The organism is Rhizobium rosettiformans (assembly GCF_016806065.1).
Classification (GTDB): domain Bacteria; phylum Pseudomonadota; class Alphaproteobacteria; order Rhizobiales; family Rhizobiaceae; genus Allorhizobium.
The window spans coordinates 3,893,046-3,918,752 of sequence record NZ_CP032405.1; the positions used below are offsets into that span (position 1 = coordinate 3,893,046).

26 protein-coding genes are annotated in these 25,707 nt (G+C 61.2%); 17 read left to right on the forward strand and 9 right to left on the reverse strand.

What is annotated here, in order from left to right:
* Positions 1-40: 40 nt before the first annotated feature.
* Positions 41-2,518 carry an ATP-dependent helicase gene (locus D4A92_RS19100; protein WP_203016576.1) on the forward strand — a complete coding sequence of 826 codons (2,478 nt, stop codon included), beginning with the start codon at positions 41-43 and terminating at the stop codon, positions 2,516-2,518.
* A gap of 76 nt (positions 2,519-2,594) precedes the next feature.
* Positions 2,595-3,377, forward strand: a complete 783-nt coding sequence (locus D4A92_RS19105) for a glycosyltransferase family 25 protein (protein ID WP_246753981.1) — start codon at positions 2,595-2,597, stop codon at positions 3,375-3,377.
* A 12-nt stretch (positions 3,378-3,389) separates the two neighbouring features.
* Here D4A92_RS19105 and D4A92_RS19110 read toward each other — a convergent pair whose 3' ends face one another.
* The 3 genes from D4A92_RS19110 to D4A92_RS19120 form a co-directional block, all read right to left on the reverse strand.
* Positions 3,390-3,989 carry a thymidine kinase gene (locus tag D4A92_RS19110; protein ID WP_203016578.1) on the reverse strand — a complete coding sequence of 200 codons (600 nt, stop codon included), beginning with the start codon at positions 3,987-3,989 and terminating at the stop codon, positions 3,390-3,392.
* A 115-nt stretch (positions 3,990-4,104) separates the two neighbouring features.
* Entirely contained in the window at positions 4,105-4,386 is a 282-nt protein-coding gene (locus D4A92_RS19115) for a DUF6074 family protein (RefSeq protein ID WP_054151711.1), read from the reverse strand.
* A gap of 140 nt (positions 4,387-4,526) precedes the next feature.
* Positions 4,527-6,866 (reverse strand): glucose/quinate/shikimate family membrane-bound PQQ-dependent dehydrogenase, encoded by a 2,340-nt coding sequence (locus D4A92_RS19120; RefSeq protein WP_203016580.1) that lies wholly within the window; start codon positions 6,864-6,866, stop codon positions 4,527-4,529.
* Positions 6,867-7,056: 190 nt separating this feature from the next.
* Here D4A92_RS19120 and pncA point away from each other — a divergent pair, with 190 nt between their 5' ends.
* From pncA to D4A92_RS19150, 6 genes are all read left to right on the forward strand, one after another.
* Positions 7,057-7,683 carry a bifunctional nicotinamidase/pyrazinamidase gene (gene pncA / locus D4A92_RS19125; protein ID WP_203016582.1) on the forward strand — a complete coding sequence of 209 codons (627 nt, stop codon included), beginning with the start codon at positions 7,057-7,059 and terminating at the stop codon, positions 7,681-7,683.
* Between the two features lie 89 nt (positions 7,684-7,772).
* Positions 7,773-8,645, forward strand: coding sequence for a pantoate--beta-alanine ligase (panC, locus tag D4A92_RS19130; RefSeq protein ID WP_203016583.1), 873 nt, complete (start codon positions 7,773-7,775; stop codon positions 8,643-8,645).
* Position 8,646: 1 nt separating this feature from the next.
* Entirely contained in the window at positions 8,647-9,474 is an 828-nt protein-coding gene (panB, locus tag D4A92_RS19135; protein ID WP_203016584.1) for a 3-methyl-2-oxobutanoate hydroxymethyltransferase, read from the forward strand.
* Positions 9,475-9,622: 148 nt separating this feature from the next.
* Positions 9,623-9,964 (forward strand): hypothetical protein, encoded by a 342-nt coding sequence (locus D4A92_RS19140; RefSeq protein ID WP_203016585.1) that lies wholly within the window; start codon positions 9,623-9,625, stop codon positions 9,962-9,964.
* A 200-nt stretch (positions 9,965-10,164) separates the two neighbouring features.
* Positions 10,165-10,875 (forward strand): AzlC family ABC transporter permease, encoded by a 711-nt coding sequence (locus D4A92_RS19145; protein ID WP_203016586.1) that lies wholly within the window; start codon positions 10,165-10,167, stop codon positions 10,873-10,875.
* A complete protein-coding gene (locus D4A92_RS19150) occupies positions 10,872-11,183 on the forward strand; it encodes an AzlD family protein (RefSeq protein ID WP_006725968.1) in 312 nt (103 codons plus the stop codon). Before D4A92_RS19145 ends, D4A92_RS19150 begins: the two co-directional genes overlap by 4 nt.
* Positions 11,184-11,186: 3 nt before the next feature.
* Here the strand turns inward: D4A92_RS19150 and D4A92_RS19155 are convergent, their stop codons facing one another.
* Positions 11,187-13,022, reverse strand: a complete 1,836-nt coding sequence (locus D4A92_RS19155; RefSeq protein ID WP_203016587.1) for an aminopeptidase P family protein — start codon at positions 13,020-13,022, stop codon at positions 11,187-11,189.
* 265 nt (positions 13,023-13,287) lie between these two features.
* Between D4A92_RS19155 and D4A92_RS19160 the strand changes: the two genes are divergently transcribed.
* Positions 13,288-13,461, forward strand: a complete 174-nt coding sequence (locus D4A92_RS19160; protein WP_006725966.1) for a hypothetical protein — start codon at positions 13,288-13,290, stop codon at positions 13,459-13,461.
* A gap of 150 nt (positions 13,462-13,611) precedes the next feature.
* Here D4A92_RS19160 and D4A92_RS19165 read toward each other — a convergent pair whose 3' ends face one another.
* The 3 genes from D4A92_RS19165 to D4A92_RS19175 form a co-directional block, all read right to left on the reverse strand.
* Entirely contained in the window at positions 13,612-14,496 is an 885-nt protein-coding gene (locus D4A92_RS19165) for a 50S ribosomal protein L11 methyltransferase (RefSeq protein ID WP_203016588.1), read from the reverse strand.
* Positions 14,497-14,583: 87 nt separating this feature from the next.
* Positions 14,584-15,183, reverse strand: coding sequence for an SCO family protein (locus D4A92_RS19170; protein WP_203016590.1), 600 nt, complete (start codon positions 15,181-15,183; stop codon positions 14,584-14,586).
* 119 nt (positions 15,184-15,302) lie between these two features.
* A complete protein-coding gene (locus D4A92_RS19175; RefSeq protein ID WP_203016592.1) occupies positions 15,303-15,536 on the reverse strand; it encodes a hypothetical protein in 234 nt (77 codons plus the stop codon).
* 60 nt (positions 15,537-15,596) lie between these two features.
* On the opposite strand from D4A92_RS19175, the gene D4A92_RS19180 reads away from it, so the two are divergent.
* The 4 genes from D4A92_RS19180 (at position 15,597) to D4A92_RS19195 (ending at position 19,615) form a co-directional block, all read left to right on the forward strand.
* Positions 15,597-16,385 carry a DUF2189 domain-containing protein gene (locus D4A92_RS19180; protein ID WP_203016594.1) on the forward strand — a complete coding sequence of 263 codons (789 nt, stop codon included), beginning with the start codon at positions 15,597-15,599 and terminating at the stop codon, positions 16,383-16,385.
* Positions 16,386-16,579: 194 nt separating this feature from the next.
* On the forward strand, positions 16,580-18,547 hold the full coding sequence (locus D4A92_RS19185; RefSeq protein WP_203016595.1) for a methyl-accepting chemotaxis protein: 1,968 nt from the start codon (positions 16,580-16,582) through the stop codon (positions 18,545-18,547).
* Positions 18,548-18,549: 2 nt separating this feature from the next.
* A complete protein-coding gene (locus D4A92_RS19190) occupies positions 18,550-19,014 on the forward strand; it encodes a chemotaxis protein CheW (protein WP_203016596.1) in 465 nt (154 codons plus the stop codon).
* Positions 19,015-19,252: 238 nt separating this feature from the next.
* Positions 19,253-19,615, forward strand: a complete 363-nt coding sequence (locus D4A92_RS19195) for a hypothetical protein (protein ID WP_203016597.1) — start codon at positions 19,253-19,255, stop codon at positions 19,613-19,615.
* Positions 19,616-19,823: 208 nt separating this feature from the next.
* Here the strand turns inward: D4A92_RS19195 and D4A92_RS19200 are convergent, their stop codons facing one another.
* Complete coding sequence (locus D4A92_RS19200; protein WP_203016598.1) at positions 19,824-20,312, reverse strand: CreA family protein; 489 nt, start codon at positions 20,310-20,312, stop codon at positions 19,824-19,826.
* A 43-nt stretch (positions 20,313-20,355) separates the two neighbouring features.
* Entirely contained in the window at positions 20,356-20,997 is a 642-nt protein-coding gene (locus D4A92_RS19205) for a 3'-5' exonuclease (protein ID WP_203016599.1), read from the reverse strand.
* 247 nt (positions 20,998-21,244) lie between these two features.
* On the opposite strand from D4A92_RS19205, the gene D4A92_RS19210 reads away from it, so the two are divergent.
* The 4 genes from D4A92_RS19210 (at position 21,245) to D4A92_RS19225 (ending at position 25,486) form a co-directional block, all read left to right on the forward strand.
* Positions 21,245-21,781, forward strand: a complete 537-nt coding sequence (locus D4A92_RS19210) for a GNAT family N-acetyltransferase (RefSeq protein WP_203016600.1) — start codon at positions 21,245-21,247, stop codon at positions 21,779-21,781.
* Between the two features lie 166 nt (positions 21,782-21,947).
* The gene (locus D4A92_RS19215; protein ID WP_203016602.1) at positions 21,948-24,059 is read left to right on the forward strand and encodes a DEAD/DEAH box helicase; all 2,112 of its coding nucleotides are present in this window, start codon (positions 21,948-21,950) and stop codon (positions 24,057-24,059) included.
* Positions 24,060-24,200: 141 nt separating this feature from the next.
* Entirely contained in the window at positions 24,201-25,064 is an 864-nt protein-coding gene (locus D4A92_RS19220) for a TIGR02587 family membrane protein (RefSeq protein WP_203016604.1), read from the forward strand.
* Between the two features lie 11 nt (positions 25,065-25,075).
* Positions 25,076-25,486, forward strand: a complete 411-nt coding sequence (locus tag D4A92_RS19225) for a hypothetical protein (protein ID WP_203016605.1) — start codon at positions 25,076-25,078, stop codon at positions 25,484-25,486.
* Positions 25,487-25,707: the final 221 nt, after the last annotated feature.

Consider the following 25,707-nt stretch of genomic DNA (forward strand, 5'->3'; position numbering starts at 1 on the left):
GTCACTGGCCTTTCCGACCCGAATCACTACATTGAGCCGCATGAGTAACGGTTTCGACGACATTCCCTTCTTCGACGAAGAACCCGCACCGCGCAAGCCTGCCGCGTCCCCCGCACCCGCTGCTGGCACTCCTGCAGCCGGTGGCCTTGGCATTGCGGCCCGCGCCATGGCAGCCCGCGACCAGGCGAGAGCGCCCGATTATCTCTCCGGCCTCAACCCGGAACAGCGCGAAGCGGTCGAAACCGTCGATGGGCCGGTACTGGTGCTCGCAGGCGCCGGCACCGGCAAGACACGCGTCCTCACCACCCGCATTGCCCATATCCTGGCAACCGGGAAAGCCTTTCCAAGCCAGATCCTGGCGGTGACCTTCACCAACAAGGCTGCCCGCGAGATGAAGGAGCGCATCGGCCATCTCGTTGGTGGCGCCGTCGAAGGCATGCCCTGGCTCGGCACATTCCACTCGATAGGCGTCAAGCTGCTTCGTCGCCATGCCGAACTGGTTGACCTACGCTCCGACTTCACCATCCTGGACACCGATGATGTCGTGCGTCTGATCAAGCAGATCATCCAAGCCGAAGGCCTCGATGACAAACGCTGGCCGGCCAAGCAATTCGCCCAGATGATCGACGGCTGGAAGAACAAGGGGCTGGACCCCGCCCAGATCCCCGAAGGGGATGCCCGCGCCTTCGCCAACGGCAAGGGTCGTGAACTCTACATCGCCTACCAGAACCGCCTGAAGACGCTGAACGCCTGCGATTTCGGCGACTTGCTCCTGCATCCGATCCGGATGTTCAAAGCGAACCCGGACGTGCTGAAGGAATATCATCAGCGCTTCAAATACGTGCTGGTCGACGAATATCAGGACACCAACACCGCCCAATACATGTGGCTGAGGCTGCTGGCCCAGCGGCCGCCGGGCGTGCCGCAAAATGTCTGCTGCGTCGGCGACGACGACCAGTCGATCTATGGCTGGCGCGGCGCGGAGGTGGACAACATCCTGCGCTTCGAGAAGGATTTCCCCGGCGCCAAGGTCATCAAGCTCGAGCGCAATTACCGTTCGACCGAACATATCCTGGGTGCTGCCGGATTTCTGATCGCGCATAATGAGGGCCGCCTCGGCAAGACCCTATTCACCGATCGCGTTGATCCGAATGACGACAAAGTCGTTGTCCATGCCGCCTGGGATTCGGAAGAGGAAGCTCGCGCTGTCGGTGAGGAGATCGAGCAGCTCCAGCGCAATCAGCACCCGCTGAACAACATGGCGATCCTCGTCCGCGCCTCCTTCCAGATGCGCGAATTCGAAGACCGCTTTGTAACGCTCGGCCTGAATTACCGAGTCATCGGCGGCCCGCGCTTCTACGAGCGCCTCGAGATCCGTGATGCCATGGCCTATTTCCGGATGGTCTGCCAGCCGGCCGACGACCTCGCCTTCGAGCGCATCGTCAATACGCCTAAGCGCGGCCTCGGCGACACGACGATCCGCAATCTGCACGACTATGCACGCGCCCGCGACATCCCGATGCTGGCGGCAGCGGCCGACATCATTGAGACCGACGAGCTGAAGCCTAAGGCCCGCAAGGCGCTCTTCGACGTCGTCACGGATTTTCGCCGCTGGCAGTCGCTGCTCGAAACCACGCCGCATACCGAACTCGCCGAACAGATTCTCGACGAGAGCGGCTATACGGCCATGTGGCAGAACGACAAGTCGGCAGAAGCGCCGGGCCGCCTGGAAAACCTGAAGGAACTCATCCGCTCGATGGAGGCCTTCGAGAGCCTACGCGGCTTTCTCGAACACGTGTCCCTGGTCATGGATGCCGAGACCAACGAAAACCTTGATGCCGTCTCGATCATGACGCTGCATTCCGCCAAGGGCCTCGAATTCGAGACCGTCTTCCTGCCCGGCTGGGAAGAAGGTCTGTTTCCCCACCAGCGCGCGCTGGACGAAGGCGGCCGCTCGGGTCTCGAAGAAGAGCGCCGCCTCGCCTATGTCGGCATCACCCGCGCCAAGCGTCGCTGTCACATCTGGTTCGTCTCTAACCGCCGCATTCATGGCCTTTGGCAATCCACCCTGCCGTCGCGCTTCCTCGAAGAGCTACCGCCCGCCCATGTCGAAGTCGCGGAAGCCGAGACCTCCTATGGCGGCTACGGTCGCAACCCCTACGGCCAGTCACGCTTCGACAAGCAGGAGCCCTTCCAGAACAGCTATTCGACACCCGGCTGGAAACGCGCCCAGGCCAACAAGACCGACGCCACCCGCGACAACTGGGGCAACCGCTCAGGTCATGCTGTGGAGCGGATCGGTTATGGCGAAAGCGGCCCGAGGGCGAAGACGATCGACGGCGAACTTGTCGCCAAGTCGACGACATCGGAACCGTCACGCTTTTCCGTCGGCGACCGCGTCTTCCACATGAAGTTCGGCAATGGAAATGTCTCGGCGATCGAGGGCAACAAGCTGACGATCGACTTCGACCGGGCGGGCCAGAAACGCGTGCTTGACGGGTTCGTTGAGAAAGCCTGAACCACCCGGCACTATTGACGGTTTCGTGAAGATTGCGCAGAAGGCTGGGCGCCCGCACGTGTCGATGGAGACCGCCTTGCAAGTCCTGCCGGAAAGCCGCCTCAACCTCGCCGTCTACCTGATCAACATGGATGGCGCGGAAGACCGCATGGAGGTGATGAACCGCGAGACGGCCGCCGCCGGCATCGTCGCCGAGCGTGTCCCAGCGGTGATCGGCCGAAACCTCAATTTCCCGATCCCGGAATTCTCCGAACTCTCCTACAAGCTGCTGCATGGTCGCCGCCTGAAACACGGCGAGGTCGGCTGCTATCTGAGCCATGTGGACTGCGCGCGCCGCTTCCTCGCTTCAGACGCGGATCTCTGTCTCATTCTCGAAGACGATGTGACATTCGAGCCGGACTTTCTCGAAACGATCGACGCGGCAGCGAAAAACGCCGATGCCTGGGATATCCTGCGCCTCACCACGGTCAGCAGTGGCCGGAAGTTTCCCTTTCGCAAGCTGACGAACGCCCGCTCCCTTTCAATCGCCCTGACCCGCGAAAAGGGCTCGGGCGCCTACATGATCAACCGCAAGGCGGCCCGCTGGATCTCCGAAAAACTCGTGCCGATGCGGCTCGCTTACGACATCGCGTTCGATCTCGAATACCTGTCGGGCCTGAAGGGCGCTTTCGTCACTCCCCTGGCGGCAAGCCAGGATTCAGAATTCGAATCGCAGATCCAGGGCAATATCAATGCCCATAAGCTGCCGCGCTGGCGCTATCTCACCGTTCTGCCCTACCGCGCCTATCTGGAAGTGAGCCGGGTTCTCGCGCGCGGCGGACTGCTGCTCTGGCAGAAGCTGGTCAACCGGAACGGCTGACGCTGCAAGCGCTCAGTTGCTGGCGGTCACTTCTTCCGCGGCAAAGGCCAGTTGCCAATGGCGGCGGCAGAGAGAGGTATAGGTCTCGTTTCCGCCAATCAGCACCTGGGCGCCGTCCCGCTGCGCCTTGCCGTCTTCGCCGACGCGAACGACCATGGTCGCCTTGCGGCCACAATGGCAGATGGAACGGGCCTCGGTGAGTTCGTCGGCGATCGCGAGCAACGCTTTCGAGCCGGGGAAGAGTTCGCCGCGGAAATCGGTCCGCAATCCATAAGTCATCACAGGGATGTCAAGGGAATCGACGACACGCGCCAACTGCCAAACCTGTTCGGTGGTGAGGAACTGCGCTTCATCGACGAAGACGCAGGACAGAGGCGAAGCCTCATGATCCGCTTGGATGGCCGTGAAGAGATCAGCCTCGGAGCCGAAAGCAGAAGCCTCGGCCCGCAGGCCGATCCGCGAGCCGATGAAGCCCTTGCCGGCACGATTGTCGAGCGAGCTGATCAGCATCGCCACCCGCATGCCGCGCTCCTGGTAATTATACGCCGCCTGCAAAAGCAGCGTCGACTTACCGGCATTCATGGTGGCGTAGATGTAGTGGAGTTTGGCCAAGGCTGCGCTGCTCGAACTGGAGTGATGCTGCCGCCGTCTTACCGGAGAGGTGAGACGGGGGACAAGCACCGCTCAGCGTTGCCAACAGGAACTATCACGCGTGAGGCCAAAGGGCTCAGCCCTGGGCGGCTTCCTCGCGATGCAGCCACATCAGTTCGACCTGGACGGCCGCCTGGAAGTCCATGATTTCGGCACGCATCTCGTCCTCGGGGCAACCGAGTTCGAGAAGTTCGTTGCCGAGCCGACGGCATGTCGTCTTCCAGAATTCCGTCGCGGCATAGCCATTCAGGCGGTCGAGTTCGATCGCGGAACGGCGCACCAGATCCCGGCGGCTCGCGAGCGGAAAGAAGGCGATGGTCGTCGGGTTGGACTGGCCGTTCATGGCTTGGCTACTCATGCGAAACATCCTCACGTTACGACATGTGTGTAGAATCACATGGTTAACGTTCCGTTTCTCAGCAAGGCCAGACACACGGACGTGTGCCAAAAGTGAACCCGCCCACGTGCAAGGGCGGGTTCAAAGCTAGCGAACGCGTCTCAATCCGGCAGCGTGTAGGCGATCACATAATCGCCCGGGTCGGTGCCGACCGAGCCATGACCGCCAGCGACCATCAGGACATACTGCTTGCCGTTGTCGAGCGCATAGGTCATCGGGGTCGCCTGGCCACCAGCCGGCAGTCGGCTCTCCCACAGCTGCTCGCCCGTCGTCAGGTTATAGGCCCGCAGGTAGTTGTCGACGGCAGCACCGAGGAAGACAACGCCGCCCTTAGTGATCATCGGGCCCCCGATACCGGGCACACCGACCTTGAAGGGCAGCGGCAGTGGCGTCATGTCGTAAACCGTGCCGTTGCGCTTCTGATAGGCGATCTCACCCGAACGCAAGTCGACGCCGGCAATCGTCCCCCATGGCGGCGCCTGGCAGGGAATGCCAAGCGGCGACAGGAACGGCCCCATGATGATCCCGTAGGGTGCACCCTCGTTGCGGTTGAGCCCCTGCTCCGAGCCGGTTTCGCCCTCTTCCTTCGGCGGAATTTCGGAACGCGGCACAAGCTTCGACGTGAAGGCCAGATAGGTCGGCATGCCGAACATCACCTGACGCTCCGGATCGACGGCGACCGAGCCCCAATTGAAGGTACCGAAATTGCCGGGATAAACGAGCGTCCCCTCCAGCGAGGGCGGCGTGTACTGGCCCTCGTATTTCAGCTGATGGAACTGGATGCGGCACATCATCTGGTCGATGATGGTCAGGCCCCACATATTGCTCTCGGTCATGGTCGGCGGACGGAAGGTCAGATCCGAGATCGGCTGGGTCGGCGCGGTGAAATCTTCCGGGATCGCACCACCGGGTGCCGGGAGCTCACGCACCGGAATGATCGGCTCGCCAGTCCGGCGGTCCAGCACATAGATGTCACCCTGCTTGGTCGGCCCGATCAGCGCGGGCGTCACGACACCCTCGGCATTCGTCAGATCCATCAGCACGGGCTGTGCCGGGACGTCCATGTCCCAGAGGTCATGGTGCACCGTCTGCATGACCCAGCGATCCTGTCCGGTATTGACGTCGAGCGCGACGATCGAAGAGGAGTATTTCTCCACACTCTCGCTGCGCCCCATGCCGAGCTGGTCGGGCACCTGATTACCAAGCGGGATATAGACGAGGCCGAGTTCCTCATCGACCGAGAAGATCGACCAGCTGTTGGGCGAATTGGGCATGTAGGTCTCGTCAGAGCCGATCGGCGCCGTTTCCGTCGGGTTACCGCTGTCCCAGTTCCAGACCAGTTCACCGGTGTTCACATCGAAGGCCCGGATGACGCCGGACGGCGACTGGATCGAGTAGTTGTCGTTGACGGCGCCGCCGATAATGATTTTGCCGGCAGCGATGACCGGCGGCGAGGTCGAATAGTAATAGCCGGCCGGATTGTAGGGCATGTTCTGCTCGAGCCTGAGCGTACCGCCGTCGGCAAAATTCTCGCAAATGGCGCCTGTTCCGGCGTCTAGGGCAATCAGCCTGGCATCCGACGTCGGCAGATAGACGCGCTCGGCGCAAACGGTGCCTTCAACGGCTGTCGGATCACGGTAATAGGTGACACCGCGGCAGGTCTGATGCTGGCGATCGGATTCGAGACCGGCATTCGGATCGAACTTCCACTTCTCCTGACCGGTCTCGGCATCCACGGCGATCGCCCAATTGTGCGGCGTGCAGAGATAGAGCGTGTCGTCGATCTTGAGCGGCGTGACCTGATAGGTCGTCTCGGTCACATCCTCCGGCAGTTTCACATCGCCGGTCTGATAGGTCCACGCGATCTTCAGATCTTTAACGTTGTCGGTATTGATCTGGGTCAGTGGGGAATAGCGCTGGCCATAGGGTGTCCGTCCATACTGGTGCCAATCACCGTCAGGAACAGCGCCACCGAGAGCCGGCGCTGCGGCCACCTGTTCGGTCGGCAGAACGCCGTCGCGATCATAGGTTTCGACGAAGAGCGAGATCCCGGCGACGATCACGGCAATCAGAACCGGCACCGCAATCGGCAGGATGGCAGTTGCCGCTCGTTCGCGTCGATCGGCCGGTCCCAGTTTTCGGCGAATGGCCGGCAACATCAGCCACAGGCCGAGGACGATGATCAGCCCGCCGCGCGGACCGAGCTGCCACCAGTCAAGTCCGACTTCAAACAAGGCCCAGGCAAGACTTCCCAAAATGAAGAGGCCATAGACCCAAAGGGCCTCGACCCGCCTCAGGAAAAGCAGGACTGCTGTCGCAAGAAACGCAAGTCCGGCGAGAAGGAAATAGAAGCTGCCCCCCAGGATCAGGAGCTGAATGCCCCCTGCTCCGAGGACAAGCCCCAGAATCCCGAAGACGACGGCGGTAACGGTGAGAAACATGCCGAATCCATTCGATGTTTTGAAAATTGCCGACATGGCCGCCTGCGGTCATGTCGGAGGACGATTTGAACGGAACGATGGAACAAGATGATTGTTCCCTGTTTCGGAACCTCTGAATTCAGGTCCTTTCGGCCTTGATCCCGCGGCTGGCGATTGCCATCTTGCGCCGCACAAGAATGGGAGTGCGATCATGACCAAGGCTCTGCTACTCATCGACATCCAGAACGGCTTCTGCCCGGGTGGCAATCTGCCGGTTGCAGAAGGCGACGCGGTCGTGCCCGTGGCGAACCGTTTGATGGCGCATGGCGCCTATGATCTCGTCGTCGCCTCGCAGGACTGGCACCCGGCAAACCATGGCAGCTTCGCATCCCAGCATCCGGGCAAGAAGCCATTCGACATGGGCGAACTCTCCGGTCAGCCGCAGGTAATGTGGCCGGACCATTGCGTTCAGGGCACGCAGGACGCGGAGTTCCACCCCGATCTCGACACAGACCGCATCGATTACATCCAGCGCAAGGGCGAAAACCCCGCCGTCGACAGCTATTCCGCCTTCCGCGACAATGACAAGGCCGCCCTCACCGGCCTCTCCGACTGGCTGAAGGCCAAGGACGTGACTGACGTCGATATCATGGGCCTTGCGACAGACTACTGCGTAAAGTTTTCGGCTCTCGATGCCGTCGAAATGCTGCCGGGCGTCAAGATCCGCCTGATCACCGATGGTTGCCGTGGCATCGATGCGAAGGGCGTGGAGGACGCGATCGAAGCCATGCGCGAGGCGGGCGTCGAGATCATCGACAGCAGCCGAATCGGTTTCTGAGGAATTTTCTGCAAAGGATTCGTGCGATTGCCTTTTTTGACGGCAAGCGCTAGAGCCGAGCCAGTGAGAAGACAGGGAGGACGCCGGTCATGGAAGTCGTCACCACGATCGCCGCTTTGCGACAGAAGCTCGCGCCCCGCCGCCGCGCCGGCCAGACCATAGGCTTCGTGCCGACCATGGGTTACCTGCATCAGGGGCATCTGAGCCTTGTCGGCCGCGCCAAGTCTGAAAACGACGTGACGGTCGTCTCGATCTTCGTCAATCCGCTTCAGTTCGGCAAGAACGAGGATCTGGAAAAGTATCCGCGCGACCTCGCCCGCGACAGCACCATGCTCGAAGAGGCCGGCGTCGACTATCTCTTCGCCCCCGGCGTTGAAGACATATATCCCGAACCGATGCAGACGGTCGTTGATCTGCCAAAGCTCGGGTCGGAGCTTGAAGGCGAAGCTCGTCCCGGCCATTTCGCAGGCGTCGCGACCGTGGTGACCAAGCTCTTCAACATCGTCCAGCCGGATGCCGCCTATTTCGGCGAGAAGGACTACCAACAGGTCACCATCATCCAGAAGATGGTCGAGGATCTCGCCCAACCTGTGCGCGTCGTACCGGTTCCAACTGTCCGCGAGGCCGACGGCCTCGCCTGCTCCTCGCGCAACGTCTATCTCTCACCCGCCGAACGCGCGGCAGCCGTGATCGTGCCGAAGACCCTCGCCGAAGCCGAAAGGCTTCTGCTGACCGGCATCCGCGACGTCGCGACCCTGGAAGCAAAACTCATTGAATTCCTGCAAACGGAACCGCTCGCAGAGCCGGAAGTCGTTGCTATCCGCCATCCGCGCACGCTGGAGCGCATCGAGACCGTGACGACCACAGCACTCGTTCTTCTCTATGTTCGCTTCGGCAAGACCAAGCTTCTCGACAACCGTATCATCGGCCAAGCGGCCGCCACCGGCATGGAGGCCGCCTGACATGAGCACACCACCCCGGCAGAAACGCCTGACCCCGGCCGACATCACGGCATTGAAGGGCAACCGTCCGATCGTGTCGCTGACGGCCTATACGACACCGATCGCACGGATCCTCGACCGCCACTGCAACCTGCTGCTCGTCGGAGACAGCCTCGGCATGGTGCTCTACGGCATGGACACGACGGTTGGCGTCACCATGGACATGATGGTCGCCCACGGGCAGGCGGTCATGCGCGGCGTATCCCGTGCATGCGTCATCGTCGACCTCCCCTTCGGTTCCTACCAGGAGAGCAAGGAACAGGCTTTCCGAAATGCTGTCCGCCTGATGAAGGAAACCGGCTGTGACGGCGTGAAGCTCGAGGGCGGCGCCGAAATGGCCGAGACCGTCGCGTTTCTCGTCAGCCGCGGCGTGCCCGTCTTCGGCCATATCGGCCTGATGCCGCAGCAGGTGAATACGTCGGGTGGCTATCGCTCGAAGGGGCATAGCGAGGCCGAACAGGACAAGATCCGCCGCGATGCCAAGGCGATCGACGAAGCCGGCGCCTTCGCCATGGTCATCGAGGGGACCGTCGAGCCCCTGGCGCGCGAAATCACGACCACGGTGATGGCAGCGACCATCGGCATCGGCGCTTCGCCGGCCTGCGACGGCCAGATCCTCGTCTCCGATGACATGCTGGGCCTCTTCAACGAGTTCAAACCACGCTTCGTCAAGCACTACAGTGAGCTCGCCGAGGTGATCGAGAAAGCCGCAGGCGACTACGCGACCGAGGTCAAGGAGCGCGTCTTCCCCGGTCAGGAACACACCTTCCAGATCCGGCCGAAGAAGTAGCCAAAATTCCGATGTGTCCCTCAGCTGACCGGAATGGTTTCTCCGACTTAACCGGTAGCTCTACGGAGTTCGATGAAGCGCGGTCGCCGCTGCGGAACGCTTACATCGAGGCTGCGACACGCCCTCATTTGCCAGTCGAGCCGGGACGATGAAAGACTATCGCCCCGACGTGATCTTTGTTGTCAGCGGCGAGGTTTGGTGCGACTTTTGTACGCTGCGTGAGGCATGGGGACACCCTCTGACAGTGGGACTGTCCGAAGAGTGCATCACCTATATCAGAACGGCCATCCGAGCCGGAGACACTGCTAAAGCGGCGCATTGGAGGGCCGTTCGGGATCTTGCCACCCAATATGGCCTATCCTGGATCAGCGCGGTCGAAGTGGATGGAACGCTGATCCAGGAGGAACCTGAACACAGTATTTTCAGGTATCCGCCGCTTTCACAGCGCAAGCGGGTCGTAATTGACGGGCGAAGCCCGGTGACGATCTGACCGCAATCGACAGCCACGTCGATGAAGCCGGAGCCGGGGCAGTCCGTGATCTTCCTTGAATGCGACTTTTCGACAAGACGCCGGCAACGGTCCACGCCAATAGGCCATACATCAATGCCAATGGTCGTTCCATCAGCGGAATTGGTTTGTCCGACAAGCCGACAGCGGCTAGCCAGCAGATAAATGTGAGAAACTGCGCCATGTCCCGATCAGATTTCACCGTGGGTGCATTGAAGGCCCTCCCCGTCATCATCTCGGCCGGCCCCTTCGCTGTGCTGTTTGGCGCCGTGGCAGTCGCAAACGGCCAGACGGTCGCCGAGGCCGCCCTGATGAGCGCGACCGTCTATGCCGGCGCAAGTCAGCTGGTCGGCATCGAGCTCTTCGGCCAGGCAGTACCAATGTGGGTAGTGGTCCTCTCGATTCTTGCGGTGAACTTCCGACACATTCTCTACTCGGCGGCGATCACACCCTTCATGGATCACTTCACGCTGCCTCAGAAAATGCTGAGCTTCTTCCTGCTCACCGATCCGCAATTTGCCGAAACGCTGGCGCGTGGCGAAAGCGGTCGCAGCGTCACTTTCCCCTGGTATCTCGGTTTCGGTGCGATGATTTACGTGCCATGGGTCTCCATGACGGCCGTCGGAGGACTGGTCGGCAAGGCGATGGGCGACCCGGCGGACTGGGGCATCGACGTGCTGCTGCCGATCTATTTTCTCGGCCTGGTGCTCGGCTTCCGCAAGCGCGGCAATTTCCTGCTGATCGTAGCGGTGAGTGCCGTGGTCTCGGTCATCGCCCAGCATCTGATCGGCTCCCCCTGGCATATCAGCGTCGGGGCGCTCGCAGGCGTCCTGCTCGCGGCCTTGTTGCCGCTGCCCGATCAGCGAGCTGAGCGCGAGGAGACGATCCGATGACCACACTCCTGACGCCTTACATGACGCTGCTGATCGCTGCCGCGGCTGCTGCAACCTTCGCAACCCGCATTGGCGGCTACATTTTGGTGAAGCGCCTGAAGCACATGCCGCCCCGACTGGAAGCGGCGCTGAACGCGGTCCCGGCGGCGGTGTTGACGACGCTCGTCGCGCCCGCCTTCTTCTATGGCGAGATCGACGTGAAGGTCGCCATGGCGGCGGCCTTCCTGATCGGCTTGCGCTTCGGTGCCATCCCGATGCTGATCGGCGGCTGGGCCGCCGTCATGGTGATGCGGCAGTTCGTCGGCTGACGCTCAGCGCCCAAAGGGCGCCGTTGCTTGCTCCAGCCACGCCCGGGTCGAAGCGTCCGGGATCAAAGGCAAGAGCTCGGCGCGCGTCTTGGCATGATAGGCATCCAGCCATTGCAGCTCGTCGCGCGTCAGCAGGTCCTCGACGATCAGCGCGCGGTCGATCGGCACGAAGGTGAGCGTCTCGAAGCCGAGCATCGGCTGGTCACCCCCTTCGATCGCCTCGGCCTCGCGCACGTAGATCAGGTTTTCGATTCGGATACCGAAGCTGCCCGGACGGTAATAGCCGGGCTCGTTCGACAGGATCATGCCGGGCAGCAACTCCTGGGTCGAAAGACGTGCAATCCTCTGAGGTCCTTCATGCACCGAGAGATAGGACCCGACGCCATGGCCCGTGCCATGGGCGAAGTCGGCACCGGCCTTCCAGAGCGCGATGCGCGCCAGGGGATCAAGATCGCAGCCTCGCGTGCCTTTCGGGAAACGGGCCGTGCTGATCGCGATCATGCCCTTGAGCGCCAGCGTGAAGAAACGCTTCTGCTCGGCTGGAACTTCGCCGACAGCGAGCGTGCGGGTGATGTCGGTGGTTCCGTTCACATACTGCGCGCCCGAATCGATCAGGAACATCTCTGCCGAGCGGATCTGGCGGTCGCTTTCGGTGGTGACGCGGTAGTGCATGATGGCGGCATTCTCGCCGGCACCGGAGATCGTGTCGAAGGAAATGTCCTTGAGCGGGTTCTGCATGCGCTCGCCAACCGCCGCACGCACGGCTTCGAGCTTCTTCGCCGCCGCAATCTCCGTCAGGCTGCCATGCGGCTGTTCGTTGAACCAGTGAAGGAACTCGACCATCGCCACACCGTCCTGCAGATGTGCGGCCGCCGAGCCGTTGAGCTCGACCATGTTCTTGACTGCCCGGCCGAGTTTTGCCGGGTCGTTGCCCTCGACCACTTCACCACCGCTCTCGCGGATCATCCGCGAAAGTGCGTAAGGCGTGAGGTCGGGGTCGACCAGAATGCGGGCACCGTCCCGCGCAACCCGCTCGATGTGTTCGGAAAGAACTGCCGGATCCACCTGCTCGCAGAGATCGCGCAGATAGCTTTCGACTTCGAGGTTGGTCTTTGCGCTGTCGAGGAAGAGTTCGGCCGAACCATCGGCCTTGATGATCGCACGCGACAGCGGATGCGGCGTATGCGGCACGTCACTGCCACGCAGATTGAAGATCCAGGCAACCGAAGAGGGATCGGCGATCAGAACGGCAGCCAGATTCTTGTCGCTGAGATCGGCGGCAATGGTCTTCAACTTGTCTGCAGCAGAAAGGCCGGCCTGGTTCAGGGCCTGGATCATCACGGCGCCCTTCGGCTCGGCCGGACGGTCGGTCCAGAGGCGATCGACGGGATTGAACGGCAGGAAGACCAGACTGCCGCCCTTGTCGGCCAGCGCCTTTTCCAGCCGCCGGACTTCCGCACCCGTATGGGTCCAAGGATCGATGCCGAGACGGAAACCTTTCGGCGCGCGGTTTTCGATCCACTTGTGCGGCGGCTCGCCGACAAGGTCACCGGGGGTGAAGACAGATGCATCGACCTGCTGGGCAAGCTGTGTGACATAGCGGCCATCGACGAAAACGACGGCGAGCGTTTCAGTTACCATCAACATGCCGGCGGAACCGGTGAAGCCCGTCGCCCAGGCGAGACGCTCGGCAGACTCAGGCACATATTCTCCGAGATACTCATCCGAGCGAGGCACGAGCAGTCCATCGATCTGAAGTTCGGCAAACAGCGCGCGAAGGGCTGCGATCCTGGACTTGCCGTGAAGCGGCGTGGACTTGACCTCAAAGGACTGAAACATGGCATGGCTCGCGATCGGTTTCGGATTCTGTCAGGGCTTATAGCAAGGCCACATCGCCCCCACCACCACCGCCGCACGCTTTCGCAGCATATGCGCGCCCGCTGATATCGTTATGCCGCAAATTCAGGCAGAGTTTATGCTGCTATGCAGCATTCGCAGATCTCCCGTGCTTCAAGCCCTCTGACTGAGCACCGCGGATCAGACTATATCAGGGTCATCGAGGACGTGAGCAACGAAGCGTCCGCAACCGAAAAGGAACCGAGAGATGGCCAAGTCTTTCCTGCGCACCGCCCTCAACAATCTCGTCGAGGCACGCCAGCGCCGCGCCGATCTCTATACGACGGGTGCCCTGCTGTCGCTCGACGACGCATCGCTGGAGGCCATGGGCCTGAAGCGCGAAGAACTGCGCCGTCGCCCGCATCAGCACTCGATCATCTGAACAAACCTTGGTCTGAACGACCGTCCAGTCTAGCATCCGCTTGAGCGCTCCTCCCACGCTCGCGGACCCCGGCGCGGCATGATGCCTGTGCCAAAAAGGCGGCTCCTTGCGGGCCGCCTTTTTCTATTCTGCGGTAGCTGACGTTAGGTGTCAGCCCTTCCCTTGCGTGAAGTGGATTGTCACCCAGCCGTTGCGCCAGATCGTCTTCACATGCGACAGGCCCTGGCCGCTATAGGCCGCAATCACCTTCCAGCGCTGCTCGGCAAGGATACCGGAGAGGATGACGGAGCCACCCGGCGCGAGATGCGCGACCAGCTGCGGTGCCATCTTGATCAGCGGCCTCGCGAGAATGTTGGCAATGACGAGATCGAACGGTCCATGCTCGCGAAAAGCCGTCGAGTGAAACCCGGGCGCCGTGCGGAAGTCGATGCCCTCGACGATCTGGTTGCGACGGGCATTTTCCTTGGCGACACGCACGGCGATCGGATCGATATCCGTCGCGAGAACCGGCACGGGAAGCAGCTTGCGTACGGCGATTGCCAGCACGCCGCTGCCCGTACCCAGGTCCAGCGCATTGCGGACCTTGCGAGAGCGAACGACCTTCTCGATGACTTCCAGGCAGCCTGCCGTCGTGCCGTGATGACCCGTCCCGAAGGCCTGGCCAGCGTCGATCTCGATCGCGACATCATGCGTCTGCACCTTGTCCCGGTCATGGGAACCATGCACCAGGAAGCGACCGGCGCGGACCGGCTTCAAGCCTTCGAGCGATTTGGCGATCCAGTCGATATCGGGGATAACCTCCCGCACAATCGTCGCATCGGCGAACTCCTCGGCGAGCAGGTCCTCCACGCGTGGCCTGACCTCGTCTTCCTGGTCCGCCATCATATAGATGGACGCCTCCCAGATATCCGCCTTCTCATCGAGCTCGGTGGTCGCGATCGCGAAGTCCTCTTCGCCGAAAGCAAAGCTCATCAGATCGAGGATCCGGTTGGCGTTCTTTTCGGTGGTGCTCACATAGAGGCGAATTTCGTTCACGGCAGGTCTTCCTCGGCGGTCTGAACAGTCAGGCGTTGCGGTACAATGCAATCGCCGTCATGGCAACCTCCGCCGAAGGCGCGACCGTCAGCCCTTCATCAGGTTTTCCAGCTTCTTGACGGCCGTATCCGGGTTCTCGCCATAGGCAATCGTGCCCTTGAAGCGCCCCTCGGCGTCGAGCAGGAAAATGGAGGCCGTGTGATCCATGGTATAATCGCCATCGGGCTTAGCCTCGTCGAGCGGGATCTTCTTGGCGTAGACGCGGAAGCCCTTCACGACTTCGGCAACCTTGTCGGGTTCCCCGGCAATCGCCTTCACCCGATCCGTGACGTTGGAGACATAACGGCCGAGGATCTCCGGTGTATCCCGCTCGGGATCGACGGTCACGAAATAGGCCTGCAGACCCTTGGCGTCGGGATCGACCTGCTTCAACCATCCATCCAGCTCGAAAAGCGTTGTCGGGCAGACCTCCGGGCAATGGGTGAAGCCGAAGAACAGCGCCGTCGGCTTGCCGCGGAAAGCCTGTTCGGTGATCGGCTGGCCGTTCTGGTCGACGAGCTCAAACGGCACACCGAAGGGTGCCTCCGCTATCTTCTGATCCGACTGCGTGACTGAATAGGTCAGCCAGCCGAGAACACCCGCCATGACGACCACCGCCGCCCACAAGATGACCCTGACCGTTTTCATGATGGCATTCCCTTGAAATCGAACTTCTCGCCCAGCCGGATAAGCCTCCCGACGAAAGAAGGCAATTCAACTCGCTGTAAATGCTGGAACGAGCGCTGATTTGTCACGGACCACGAAGGCTAGAAGCAATAGGCCAGACCGGATTCTATCAAGCTTAGGAAGATGTCCGAGCCGTAATGCAACCAGCCAAGAAACACAGCCACGGTGAGCAGCGTCCCCGCAAGCATGAGGGCGGTCAAAGGCAACCATTTCTGTGAGCGCGCGAAATCGGACATGGCGCCATGATAGCGCAGTTCGTTCAGGAAGAAACGCGAGAATTTGAACTCCCGGCCTTGCGATTTGACGGATATCAAGGAACACACGTGGTAGTTTCTGACAGATTGTCGCAGCACCGCATGTCTTGGGAGGGACGCATGGAACAGCAGGCACTCGATCGGGGCTCTCTGCCGAAGCTGCAGATCAACCGGCTGCGTATGAGCGATATCCGTGCAGCCTTTTCCGACGGGTGGAGTGACTTTCGCACCTATCCCGCCTACGGCCTGTTCTTCGGTGCGATCTATGCGGCAGGCGGCATCTTCATCGCCGTGATGCTCACTTACTACCACCTACCATGGATGATCATTCCGGTTGCGATCGGCTTCCCGCTGATCGGGCCGTTCATTGCCGTCGGTCTCTACGAGATCAGCCGCCGGCACAGGCTTGGCGAACCTGTCAGTTGGAAGGCGATCCTCGCTGAAGTCTTTCGCCAACGCGAGCGGCAACTGTCCTGGATGGCCTTCGTCGTGCTCTTCATCTTCTGGATCTGGATCTACCAGGTTCGCCTGTTGATGGCGCTGTTCCTCGGCTTTCGCGTTCCCGCGACCCTCGACTCATTCGTCAATGTCGTGCTCACCACCCCGGAAGGTCTGATGTTCCTCGCTGTGGGCACAGTTGTTGGGGCAGTCCTTGCAATGATCCTCTTCAGCGCAACGGTCATCTCGATGCCGCTGCTTCTCGATCACGATGTGGACTTCGTCACCGCGATGCTGACCAGCATGCGCACGGTGATCGAGAATGCAGCCCCCATGCTCGTCTTCGGGCTGATTATCGCCGCCTTGGCTATCCTCGCCATGGTGCCGCTTTTTCTCGGACTGCTGGTCGTATTGCCGGTCGCAGGACACGCAACTTGGCACGTTTATCGTCGCGCAATCACAGCCACCTAACTCGCGAGAAACAAGGAATTCGACCGCTGGCCGCACTATTAGTTCTTGATTAACTAATATTAGAGATTCTGCATCGGCGTTTTGGCTCAAGCGGGCCAAGCGGACATGATCGTCCGCCGGAATACTCCTCTCCGGATTGCGCATGACACGTCACCGGCGTGCAGGAGCAACCGGGACAAGGGCTGGGGAGTTTCATGGTCAATCTCATTACGGGTAAAGACCTGTCAGTCAAACAGCGTCTGATGACGCTGGGCGCCGCGGCAGTGTTGGGCATCGGCTCGATGCTCGCTGTCGGCTGGTACCAGAACGTACGGATATCGACGGCAATCCAGGATTCGATCGAGATCAAGAACGAAGTCGAGCGCATCAACGAGATGCGCATTGCCAATGCCAACATGGTGCTGGCGGCTATGGATACGATCATCGACCGCGGCGAAGGAAGCATCCAGCCGGAGCGCATGGAGATCATCAATGCCGCGGTGACCCTTCTTCGGGATGGGGCGTTCGTGCTGGCATCAGTTGCGGCTGAAGCGGGTGCACCGGGCGAAGTCGGCAGCTATGAGGCCGACCTGAATGCCGTGGCACAAGCCATCCAGGTGGATCTCAAGCACATGGTCGAGACCGGCGCGCCGGAAGCAGATTACGCAGCCATCGACGATGCGATCGACGGTTCGGGGGAGCGCCTCGGTGACGTGCTCAACAACCTCTCGGCACTCGGTGGCAATCTGGTCGAAGACTTCGCAAACGAGGCGACCCGTCGAAGCAATCAGGCGCTGACCTTCCAGCTTGGGCTGGGCAGTATCGCCTTCTTCTCGGTCATCGCACTACAGCTCATTCACGGCAATTCGATCGCCAACGGCATCCGCCACGTTCGCACGAGCATGCAGCGCATCATCGACGGCGACTACCAGACGGAAGTCGCCGGCACAGACCGGCACGACGAAATCGGCGGCATGGCCCGTTCCGCAGACATATTCCGCAAGGCGGCCATCGAAAAGCACGACTTGGAGGAGGCAAGCCGTTCCCAGCGCCGGCAGAACGAAACAGAGCGGGAGAGCCGCACGGCGGCCATGGAAGCCGACACGCGCGCCCTCAAGCTCGCGGTGGATGCGCTCGGCGAAGGACTGACCCGCCTGTCTCAGGGCGATCTCTGCGCCACCATCGCCGGCCCCTTCCCGCAGGATCTCGAGCGGCTCAGGATCGATTTCAACGAAGTGGCATCGAACCTCAAGCGGGTCATGACCGAAATCGCGACCAACAGCAGCTCAATCCGCGCCAACAGCCAGCAGATGAAGAGCGCCGCCGACGATCTTGCGCGCCGCACGGAGCAGCAGGCTGCATCGCTCGAGGAAACCTCGGCCGCCCTTTCAGAGATCACCGAGACCGTCAAGACGGCCACCGACTGGGCCGAAGAAGCCAGCCACATGGTCGACAATGCCAAGGACTATGCCGAGAAATCCGGCGCGGTGGTCAACGACGCCATGTCCGCGATGAACCGCATCGAGGATGCCACCGACGAAATCGGCAAGATCATCAACGTCATTGATGAAATCGCTTTCCAGACCAACCTTCTCGCTCTCAACGCCGGCGTCGAGGCAGCCCGTGCCGGCGAAGCAGGCAAGGGTTTCGCCGTTGTGGCGCAGGAAGTCCGCGCCCTCGCCGGACGCGCGGCCGATGCGGCACGTGACATCAAGACCCTGGTCACCCGTTCCAACGACGAAGTGCGCTCCGGGGTGGAGTTGGTGACGGCGACCGGACGGGCCCTCCACCGGATTGGCGAAGATGTTTTACGAATTAACGAGCACGTTAAGGCAATCGTTACCAGCGCGAGAGAACAATCAGTTGGACTGAGCGAGATCAATTCGGCCGTCAGCCAGATGGACCAGGTCACGCAACAGAATGCCGCGATGGTGGAGCAGACCAATGCGGCGAGCCACACGCTGGCAAGTGACGCGGAAAACCTTTCGCGGCTTGTTGGACAGTTCAAGGTGAACTTGGGCGAGGCTGCTCATGACCAATATCAGGAGGCTGCGCGCGCTGCCTCCCCTCAGAGACCGTCTCCCGCACGGGCGCTGATGAACAAGGTTGCGGGATCGTTCAACCGTACCGCCACGGCAACAGCCTCTGCTGCCGCAGCACAGGAACACTGGGAAGAGTTCTGAACATGAGTAATGCCATCAAACAGTCGGGCGCCTATCTGGAAATCGTATCCTTCCATCTCGGCGACCAGGAATTTTGCATCGACATCATGGCCATCCGCGAAATCCGCGGCTGGGCACCGGTCACCCCGATGCCGCATACCCCCCCTTACGTTCTCGGCCTCATCAACCTGCGCGGCGCCGTCATCCCGGTCATCGACATGGCCTGCCGTCTCGGCATGAAGATGACCGAACCGTCGGAACGCGCAGCGATCATCGTCACCGACATCGCCGGCAAGCTGGTCGGTCTCCTGGTCGAACAGGTCTCGGACATGATGACGATCAAGAGTGAAGACCTGCAGCCGGCACCGGAGATCATCCCGGAAACCCAGCGCGCCTTCTGCCGCGGCATCGTCGCACTCGAGAAGTCGATGGTCTGCTTCCTGAACCTCGACACCGTCATTGCCGACGAGCTTGCTCAGGCAGCTTGAGCCGACTTACCTTCCCAGGAAAATGCTCCGTATCCGCGGGGCATTTTTTCTCCAGCTTCCTTATGAACGCGATCGGCCTCACCGGTGGCGTGTATTTTTGTTTTAAGAAATTATGATGAATATTCGTTATTTTATATAATTAATTTTAACGCTTGCCGGAACCCTCTCCATGGTCCTGCGTTCTCCTGTCAGCTTCCCAAGAAGCAGAAAATTCGAAAAGAAACCAAGGAGAAAGACCATGAATTCTGCAGTAAAGCTTGCGCTCGCCGGTGCCATGTCGATTGCCTCCGTTTCGGGCGTTGCCCTTGCCCAGACCGCTGAACCGATGGTCGACACCACGACCATGACCAATTCCACGACCATGGCCACTGAGGGCGTCAACATCGTTCGCCTCGACAGCCTGGACAACGACCAGAACCGCTCTGAACACACCCGCCTCTCGCAGCTGGCCAACAGCTCGGAGTCGATGACCGAAGCTCAGGCGCTGATTTCGTCTGACCCGGCGGTTGCCCAGGCTCTTGAGGCCGAGAGCGTTCAGGCCACCAACGTCTTCCACGTTGAGGAAGCTGCCAACGGCGGCAAGATCGTCTACGTCAAGTAAGACATCGGTCACCGCATGAAAACGCCCTGGATCCGCAAGGCTCCAGGGCGTCTTTGCGTGGAGAGTTGAACAGGATGCTCTCCGCCCGGCTGCGAAATTGGGGGTGACGCGGTGCCGGTTCAAAATGCATGAACCAGGGCATTGCCCCGTTGAAGTGACAGATGTCACACCCGGCACACCAATCCGAGTTGCCCCCAAAACTGGTCTGTCAGTTCGGCTTGCCAGAAGTCCAGACGACCGTCTGGTTGAACAGCGGCACCGTCGAGATCGCCATCTTGGCCGACCCTTCGACAACCTGTCGTGAATGGGCGAGATAGATCAGAGTATCGTTCTTCTTGTCGTAGATGCGATTGACGACGAGCGACTTCCAGATGATCGACAGCCCTTCCCGGAAGACCTCTTCGCCATCGTCCGATAGATCGATGTCGCCGATTTCGATCGGTCCTGTCTGGCGGCAGGCAATCGAGTTGTTGGAGGGATCCTCGAACCAGTTGCCTTTGGACAGGCGATCAATGATCGAGCGATCGAAATAGGTGACGTGGCAGGTAATGCCCTTCACTTCCGGATCGGTCATCGCTTCGATCACGATGTCATTGCCGACCCAGTCCACGCCGACCTTGCCGACGACTTCGGACGATGCAGGGGTCGCCGTCGAGGCGAGAATGACGGCAGCAGCAGTGGCTTTGCGGATCGACATCGAGTTCACTCCTTCGTGATATCCCTGAAGATAGGATGCCCGGTCACGCTTGCAAGGCGAGCGCCTTCTTCTTCGGCTTGCGGGCAAAGGAGCAGGCATCATAGCCCTGCCGGTGCAGTCGGCCCGGATTGAGCCCGAGCTTCAGGGCGAGATCAAAGAGGTCTTCGACCTCGGCCTCAAGAGCCATGGCAAGGCAGGCTTCGGCGCAAATGCGCGCATCTTCGGCGGCATTGTGGTGCTGGAAGCTGAAGCCGAGATGCGCGGCCAGCACGTTCAGCCGATGCGATCCGAGATCCGGCCAGTGACGTTGCGCGAGCTTCACGCTGCACAGGTAGGACAGCTCCGGATACTCCAGTCCCGAAAAATCGAGGCAGGCCCTGAGCACCGAAAAATCGAAGGAGGCATTGTGCGCGATCATCCGCGCCCCCTCGAAATCGGCGGCGAATTCGAGCATGACGTCGGCAAACTCCGGGGCATGGGCAGTGTGCTCGGGCCGGATGCCGTGAATGGCGATGTTGAACGGCGAGTAGCGGTTCTCCGGTGGCCGGATCAGGCGCTCCTCGACACGCACGACACGGCCGTTCTCGATGAAGGCGAGGCCGATGGAGCAGGCACTCGCGCGCGCCTCGGTCGCGGTCTCGAAGTCGATGGCAATCGTCTTGCCGGAAAATGGAGAGATGGACATGTCAAAGCCTTAAAAGCTGCAGCGGATTCGGACAAGGGTGCAGGCGTCGGACTTGACCGACGCCTGCACCCTCTCCATCATGAGCCCATGCCTGCAGTTCACTCGACCACCGCCATGACCCTACATGCGACCACCCTTAACAAGGGTGTCCGGGTCAGGTCGCGTCTGTAGCACCGATTTATCCCGAACGCCCTGCGGTTGAGCAGGCGTCCGGTTCGCTCTCCCGCCGATCACATGGAGAGCAAGCATGACGCAGTCACACCCTCACCCCTCGCGACACGATCGAGCCTGGCCCAAAGGCCTGACGATCCGTGCGCGATCCCTGACAGACGCTGCAGCAATCGCCGACCTGCACAACCTGCCTGGCTACCGCTGGGGCACCATGCGCCTCCCCTATCACAGCGTCGAGGAAATCAGGCGCGGGATAGAACAGCAGCCCGCCGATGTCCGAAGCCTCGTGGCCGTGCTCGACGGAATGGTGGTCGGCGATATCGCCTTGTTGCCCGCCAAAGGCAGGCGTGCCCATGTCGCCACGCTCGGCATGGGCGTCCATGACAACTATACCCGCCGTGGGATCGGACGCGCGCTCCTCGGCGAAGCGATCGGGATCGCGGATGACTGGCTCAACCTGCGACGCCTTGAATTGACCGTTTACGCGGACAATCATGCAGCCATTGCCCTCTATGAAAGCTTCGGCTTCACCGTGGAGGGGCGGATGGCGGACTATGCCTTTCGGGGCGGAACCTATGTCGAAGCTTTGGCCATGGCGCGGCTCAGCGCGTGACTTTTCTGGATGATGCGAGGCCCCATGGTTCACCATAGCGCAGCGTTTTCGTTCCCTGCCTCTCGACTTTCCGGGTCGAGACGAGTAGGAACAGCCCCAACATACCCGCAATCGGCGGGCGCGGCGCTTTGGCCCGCATCATCCATCACTTTCGAAAGACCACTTCATGACTGATTTCGACGCCATCGTTCCGGCGATCGCTGAGGCCTTGCGCAAGCGCGGCTACGACACCCTGACACCCGTGCAGCAGGCCATGATCGACCCCGAACTGGAAGGTCGCGATGCGCTCGTCTCCGCCCAGACGGGCTCTGGCAAGACGGTTGCCTTCGGTCTCGCCATGGCCCCGACGCTGCTGCCGGAAGGTGGTCGTTTCGAGCGCGCCGGTGCGCCACTCGCCCTTGCGATCGCGCCGACCCGTGAACTGGCCATGCAGGTCATGCGTGAGCTGGAATGGCTCTATGCCGAGACCGGCGCCATTATCGGCTCCTGCGTCGGCGGCATGGACATCCGCAATGAGCGCCGGGCGCTTGAGCGCGGTGCCCATATCATCGTCGGCACACCGGGACGCCTGCGCGACCACATTACCCGCCGCGCGCTCGATCTGTCCCAAATGCGTGTCGTCGTGCTCGACGAGGCCGACGAGATGCTTGATCTCGGCTTCCGCGAAGACCTCGAATTCATTCTGGAAGAATCGCCCGACGATCGCCGCACTCTGATGTTCTCGGCGACCGTACCACGCTCGATCGCCGATCTCGCCAAGAGCTACCAGCGGGATGCGCGCCGCATCGAGGCCGTATCCGAACAGAAGCAGCACGTCGACATCGAATATCGCGCGCTGATGGTCGCCAATCCCGATCGCGAGAATGCCATCATCAATGTGCTGCGCTTCTATGAAGCCCGCAACGCCATTGTCTTCTGCTCCACTCGCGCTGCCGTGAACCATCTGACGGCACGCCTGCACAATCGTGGCTTCTCGGTCGTGGCGCTGTCCGGCGAGCTTTCGCAGAACGAACGCACCCATGCGCTGCAGGCCATGCGCGATGGCCGTGCGCGCGTCTGCATCGCGACCGACGTCGCGGCCCGCGGCATCGACCTCCCCGGTCTGGAACTCGTCATTCATGCCGACCTGCCGACCAATTCCGAAACCCTGCTGCATCGCTCCGGCCGCACAGGCCGCGCCGGCAACAAGGGCGTCTCGGCACTAATCGTGCCGAACAGTGCCCGTCGCAAGGCCGAGCGCCTGCTGGGCGGCGCCAATGTTCGCCCGACCTGGGCGCTCCCGCCCTCCGCCGACGAAGTCCAGGCCCGCGACGATGAACGCCTGATGGGCGATCCCATGCTGACGGAAGTGATCACCGAAGACGAAGCGCCGATGATCGCATCGCTGATCGCGACCCACGGCGCCGAACAGGTGGCTGCGGCCTTCCTGCGTCTGCAGCGCGGCAAGCGTTCAGCACCGGAAGATCTGATCCCGGTCAGCCTCGAAGCCGGAAAGGCTCGCAAGGAGCCGGACTATGCCAACCCGGCGAACTCGGCGACCAAGCCGCGTGGCGATTTTGGCGCCAGCGTCTGGTTCTCCGTATCCGTCGGCCGTCGCCAGCATGCCGAGCCACGCTGGTTGATCCCGATGCTCTGCCGCAACGGCAACATCACCAAGAACGAGATCGGCGCAATCAAGATGCAGCCGGAGGAAACCTTCGTCGAGATCGCCGAAAGCGCGCTCGACACGTTCCTCAGCGCACTTGGTCCGAACAAGGCGCTCGAGCGCGGCATCACCATGGCGCAGCTCCCCGGCATGCCGGACTTTAATGCCGCGCCGAAGGAACGCGCAGCCCGGCCGCCGCGCGAAGATGGCGATCGCAAGCCCTTTGGCGACAAGAAGCCGTATGCCGACAAGAAGCCTTACGGCGAAAAGAAAGCCTATGGCGACAAGGCACCCTATGGTGAAAAGAAGCCGTTCGGGGACAAGAAACCCTATGCCCGCAAGGACGACGGCCCTGCCCGGCCGCCGCGCGACGCCATGGCGGTGACGGATTCGGAAGTCTGGGGCGACGCGCCCAAGCCGAAGCGCACCGACTGGAGCGACGACAAGCCGGGTTTCAAGAAGAAGCCGAAGGGTGCCTCGAATTCCTGGGACAAGCCTGCCAAGCCCGACTGGGCCGGCAAGCCGAAGGGCGACAAGCCCGCCTTTGCCGGCGCTGGAAAGCCCAAGGGCAAGTTCGACGACCGTGGCCCATCGGCAGGTCCAAAGAAGAAGACCTTCAAGCCGAAGGGCTGAGCAGCCCCTGGTCGCAGGGAGGCGCAGCAGCCCTCCTTCAAGACATGAGCCGGTTGCCTTACGGCAGCCGGTCAACCTCCTGCCAGACGGAACAACCACCCCCATTTGCGCATTCCCTGCGCGGCAAGGGACGGTGGAACAATGGCAGAAGTCGCGAATGAAACTCACGAATCGGCACGGGTAAGCCGGTTTCTCGTCGGCCTTGCACGCGGGCTTGCCGGAGCCCTGCTCTTCTCCATCCCCATGCTGATGACGATGGAGATGTGGTTCTTGGGCTTCTACATGGACCGAGAGCGGCTTCTGCTGCTGCTCGTTCTCAATCTTCCTCTCCTCATCGGGCTCTCCCACCGCATCGGTTTCGAACGGACCGCCACCTGGCGCGAGTCGGCCCGAGACGCGATCGTCGCCTATGGCATGGGCGTGGTGGCCAGTGCGTTGATCCTCGTGCTGCTCGGGGTGATCAAGTTCGGCATGGCGCCACGCGAATGGGTCGGCATGGTGGCGCTGCAGGCGGTGCCGGCGAGCATCGGCGCATTGCTCGGCCGAAGCCAGCTCAGCATGCAGGACGAGGAGGACGATGAAGACGACAGCGATCCGAGCCAGGAAGTCAGTACGGGATATCTCACCGAACTTTTCATGATGGCCGTTGGCGCACTTTTCCTGTCGCTCAATCTGGCGCCAACAGAGGAAATGATCCTTCTCGCCTACAAGATGACCATCTGGCATGCGCTTGCCCTCATCGCACTGTCGATGATGCTGATGCATGGTTTCGTCTATGCGCTCGCCTTCAAAGGCAGCCATAGTCTTCAGGAGGACACGCCGGTCTGGCACGCCTTTGTGCGCTTCACGATACCCGGCTATGTCGTCGCCCTCGCCGTCAGCCTCTACAGCCTCTGGACCTTCGGCCGACTGGATGACCTCGGCACCACCGAGGCCGTTTTGACGCTGGTCGTCCTCGGCTTCCCCGCAGCGATCGGCGCGGCTGCCGCCAGACTTATCCTTTGAGGAGGCCCGCCATGACCCGTCATGATGTCAGCAAATCTGCCGATCCGATCCGACCACACTGGGTCGAGTGGCTCACCGGACTTGCATCAACCACAATCGTCGTGGCGATGATCGGCTGGATGGCATTCGAAGCAATGACGAACGCAGACCGCCCACCGGAGCTTGCCGCCCAGATCCTCACCATCGATCCCCTGCCCTCGGGCTGGCGCGTCATGATCGAAGTGCGTAATTCAGGCGATCAGGCCGCTGCAGCGGTCGAGATAAAGGGATCCCTTCTCGACGGCGCCACGGCGATCGAGGAGGCCGGAATGACCTTCGACTACATCGCTGCCGGCTCGACGTCCCGGGGCGGCCTGCTCTTCGTCAACAATCCGTCTCTCCATCAGCTGCAGGTTGTCCCATCCGGCTTCACTGAGCCGTGAACGTCTCGGATCGGCACGCGTACATATGCAATCCAGGGTTTTGGATTCATCGAACCTTAATTTTTAGGGGATTAATACTAGTAGAAATGAAAATGAACTCTTTACGGCTAGGGTTGCATTCGGCACCTTGACGTAAAGCGGTCGCAATGTTTGCGAGCAACCATATTTCATGACAGCAGACGGCGACAGATAAGCTCTCGCGTCGACTGATCGATTTTCGT